The following is a 3,868-nucleotide window of genomic DNA, read 5'->3' as shown; positions in this document are numbered from 1 at the left end:
GTTTTAGTGAAAGGCGAGTGGTTTGACCTTTACGTTTTTAGGGTTTTGATATTATGGGCAAAAAGAGCAAAAAAAGGGGCTTTGTCTACTATTTGTCTACTATTTAATTTTTTACCTGTGATTGACTACTGCCGGCTCATCCAGAAGAGCATCCGCCATGATGCTTGCAGCCTCTTTGCTGCTTTGATGAAAGAAGTACGCGTAGATATTTAATGTGGTGCTGGTATTGGCGTGGCCGAGGACTCCGGAGACGGCTCTTGGATCCAGCTTCTTATTGATCAGAATCGAAGCGGTGGTGTGACGGAGATCATGCAGCGTCAGATCGTCTGGTATCATCTCGGTCTCATCTTTTGCAATATTCGTGCTGTAGATCTGAATCACCCGTTTAAACTCCGTTCTGGGGCTGCAAATATGCATCTGAGAGCCATCATCCCGGATAAAGACGAAATTGTTTTGAAATTGTTTGCCGCGGGATCCTTTCCAGTAGTCACCCAGTCTGAGACAAGCCTCTTGTTGTTCATGCATAAGTTTTTTTGCAGCGGCGATGACAATATCCGGTACGATACACTGTCTCGTGGCATAGGTCTTTGTATTTTTATGGATGACTTCTCCTTTTACGACCGCTGTAGATTTGGAGAAGTGGATTGTGTTCAGGGAAAAGTCAATGTCGCTCCATAAAAGAGAAACAATTTCTCCACGCCGGGCACCGGTAAAGAGAGCAATATAGAAAAAGAGCTGCCATTTAAGATCGAGGGACCATAACTGAGTATATTCCTTGATCTGCACGGGTTTTCCGTTTCTCTTTACAGTGTGTGCCTTATGGAGAATCCTTCTTTTGAAAGAACTGTTCGTGCAAATCTATCATCTTCCTCGGAGCTCAGATCAATTCCACGCTCTTGTAAAATTGTGATAAGTTCATCATATGTTTTGAATGGTTTATCTGGCATAAAATCCTCCGAAAAATAAAAAGACCCCGGGCCAGAAGGACACCGGAGTACGTTCCATAATAGTATATGCAGAAAGCATATATATGCTTTGCTACGTGCTTGCATTATAGCATCACTTAACTCCTGTGTCAATATAAAAATATCGAAAATGAAACAAAAAGTATCGAAAATAGAACAAAAAATATCAAAAAAGAGAGAAAAAGTACAAGCTTTGAGATATTTACGTTACATCTTTTCCACCACCGCCAGATGCGGTTCAAACATGATCGCATAGCCGTCCAGTTCTGTATAGCAGCCGCATTTTTCCCGGTAACATTCCAAGGCTTCTTAAAACAAATTAGAGATGGATTAATTGAACGGCAATCCTTCATCTTCGGGGAAACCGGTGTCTAGATCGTCAGGAATGTCCAAAATATCATCAGGAATATCTTCACAGGAGAAGGAATATTGCTGATTCCAAGCTTTTAGTAAATGAGCTTAAAAAAAAGTAGTTGGTGCACCACAATGAATACAGTAACGGGCATTGGCAGCAGCTAACTGACCACAGGAGTCATAGTGATCCCCGATATTTGTACATTGATTGACTATGTACGTACCGCAAATATGGCAGTAGTTCCCATTAGGTGAAATTTCTTCATTGTCACAAACGGGACAGCGAATAGCTTTACTGTTTTGATCTAAAACGATTTTGGTTGTGTATTTCATTTTACCATCTCCCCATTGTAATGTGTTGTTTCCGCATATAGGACAATATTTCCCACTGCTTTGAATTATAGAAGCACCGCAAGTTAGGCAGTGTTTTTTATAAATAAAATTGTAATAGTAGTGGAATAGTGGTTTATCATAATCATCATTTCCATTTATTTGTTTTATCCATTGCTTGTAATCTCGAAAACGATTTTTAGCAGCAGGGCCTGATATTTGGCAAAGGTCTTTTAATTGTTTTTCGGTTGTGACTTTGAATGCATATAGGACAACGTGAGGGACTAAAAGAAGTTGGGCAAAGTAATCAGCTTCAGCCTCTATATAATTGTAAACATTGGTAGCTAATCCACTACGAAAAAGTTTATGAAGTTTACATAACTCATGGTGCTTAAGAATAACATGACCTAATTCATGAGCCAAGTTCCAGCGGACACGGTTAGAATTAACAACATTTGGTGCCATATCATTGTAATAAATACAGTAGCAATCTTGTGTTTTATTCCACACCGCATATGAATCGGCTGTCTCGGAATCAACAATTAATTCGTTGTAGGTTATATGATGCTTACGGATTTGGCTATTATAAGTGATTAATTTGATATAAGGTATGGAACGTATGAGATTTCCTATTTTAACTGGAACGAATGGCTGTCCATATTCTTCAAGAACAGATATTACGCAGCTTTTAATTTCAGCCCTGCGATTATTCGATATTTCCAGAATTATCATCCTCCCAATTATACTCATCAAAATTAGCTTTTAGTATATTCATTAACTTGGTTTTTTCCTTGTCAGACATTTTGTTTCTTTCGCGTTGAATAATAGCCAAATCCGAATCATCAGGAATATTATCATTTTTTTCAGGAATCGTTTCATTATATTGAGTCCAACCCATTAGATAAGCTGGAGTAGTATCAAGCGCTTGAGCAAATTCGATGACTTTACTTTGGACGATATCATTTGTCCCATTTTCAATTTTGGCTATTGTCGTTTTGCTTTTATAACCAAGCTTGGAAGCTAATTCTTCTTGTGTTATTCCCAGTTCTTCGCGGCGTATACGTATTCTTTTTCCTATTTCCGGCATATTAGAACCTCCTCTTTATAATTGCAATATAACATGAAAATGATTTAAAATCAATATTTTTGATAAAAAACAAAAAAGAGTTGACTCTAAATCTACACAGTGCTACTATCTACACAGATGATTTAAAATCATCTTAGACAGAAAGGAAGTGATAGCATTGACCGATTCAGGCGCTTTAAAAGAAATAATTAAGTCTCGTGGTTTGAAACTTAAATTTGTAGCCGATTATCTTGGACTTACAAGCAATGGATTTGCTTTGAAACTTAATAATAAGCAGGAATTTAAGACAAGTGAAGTGGCTGCATTATGCTGTTGGAAATTAAAAGTCTAAAAGAAAAAGAAGCACTTTTTTTAAATCAAAAGATGATTTAAAATCATCTTCTGGATAGGAGGAGATTATGAATCCCAAATTTATGAGTGCGCCAGAGCGGGAAGCATACCGTATAGGCTACGAGAGAGGCAGGCTTGCGAAAAGCAGCAATGCTCATTCAGTTGGTAACATCAGACAGTACTGCGTTTAAAGAAAACATTCTTCAGAACAGCAAAGAAGCTGTTGAGTTGAGGAAAATTTTTACGGAAAGAGGTGAATAACATGAATGAATTAACGAGAACAACCATCACATCGATGGAAGTCGCAGAATGGTGCGGGAAAAGACACACAGATTTGTTGCGTGACATCAGAAAGTACGTACAGCAGTTAGGTGAAAGCAAAATTGCGTTTACCGATTTCTTCAAGGAATCTACATACGTTACAGATCAGAACAAGACGTTACCGTGTTTTCTGGTCACAAAGAAAGGATGTGAGTTTATTGCTCACAAAATGACTGGTCATAAGGGAGTGGAGTTTACTGCCCGGTATATCAACCGCTTTCATGAAATGGAAGAACTGCCGCAGCGGTTACTTACAGATCATCCGGGCGAAGTAGCGAAGTTGATTCAGGCACTGGCAAGCCGGATGGACAAGCAGGGAAGTGTTCCGTATAAATCTGTAGAGATGGCAAAGCTTGTATGCGAACAGTATGGCATTCAACTTCCGGCAGACTTCGTAAAGGCTCCGGACTATGAGCAGCTTTCTTTATTTGGAAATACGAATTGATTTAAATTAACCTGTTGTGCTAGATAAAATAATATA

General features: G+C 38.5%; 6 protein-coding genes. 2 read left to right on the top strand and 4 right to left on the bottom strand.

Annotated elements, in window-relative coordinates; translation table 11 throughout:
- Positions 1-111 precede the first annotated feature (111 nt).
- The 4 genes from DXA87_RS17515 to DXA87_RS17505 form a co-directional block, all read right to left on the bottom strand.
- Complete coding sequence (locus DXA87_RS17515; protein ID WP_158553105.1) at positions 112-786, bottom strand: site-specific integrase; 675 nt, start codon at positions 784-786, stop codon at positions 112-114.
- A gap of 17 nt (positions 787-803) precedes the next feature.
- The gene (locus DXA87_RS18075) at positions 804-947 is read right to left on the bottom strand and encodes a hypothetical protein (protein ID WP_158553104.1); all 144 of its coding nucleotides are present in this window, start codon (positions 945-947) and stop codon (positions 804-806) included.
- Positions 948-1,424: 477 nt separating this feature from the next.
- Complete coding sequence (locus tag DXA87_RS17510) at positions 1,425-2,381, bottom strand: ImmA/IrrE family metallo-endopeptidase (RefSeq protein WP_158553103.1); 957 nt, start codon at positions 2,379-2,381, stop codon at positions 1,425-1,427.
- A complete protein-coding gene (locus DXA87_RS17505; protein WP_117505562.1) occupies positions 2,356-2,736 on the bottom strand; it encodes a helix-turn-helix transcriptional regulator in 381 nt (126 codons plus the stop codon). The genes DXA87_RS17510 and DXA87_RS17505 overlap by 26 nt, the downstream gene beginning before the upstream one ends.
- Before the next feature lie 157 nt (positions 2,737-2,893).
- On the opposite strand from DXA87_RS17505, the gene DXA87_RS17500 reads away from it, so the two are divergent.
- Both DXA87_RS17500 and DXA87_RS17495 read left to right on the top strand, forming a co-directional pair.
- Positions 2,894-3,067: a toxin-antitoxin system, antitoxin component, Xre family protein gene (locus tag DXA87_RS17500; protein WP_199537952.1), complete on the top strand. Its 174-nt coding sequence runs from the start codon at positions 2,894-2,896 to the stop codon at positions 3,065-3,067.
- Between the two features lie 261 nt (positions 3,068-3,328).
- Positions 3,329-3,832 (top strand): Rha family transcriptional regulator, encoded by a 504-nt coding sequence (locus tag DXA87_RS17495; RefSeq protein ID WP_117505560.1) that lies wholly within the window; start codon positions 3,329-3,331, stop codon positions 3,830-3,832.
- The last annotated feature ends 36 nt before the right edge of the window (positions 3,833-3,868 follow it).

The organism is Desulfotomaculum sp. OF05-3, from assembly GCF_003435535.1.
In the GTDB taxonomy this organism is placed as follows: domain Bacteria; phylum Bacillota; class Clostridia; order Lachnospirales; family Lachnospiraceae; genus Pilosibacter; species Pilosibacter fragilis.
This window is presented reverse-complemented; position numbering and strand designations above follow the sequence as displayed.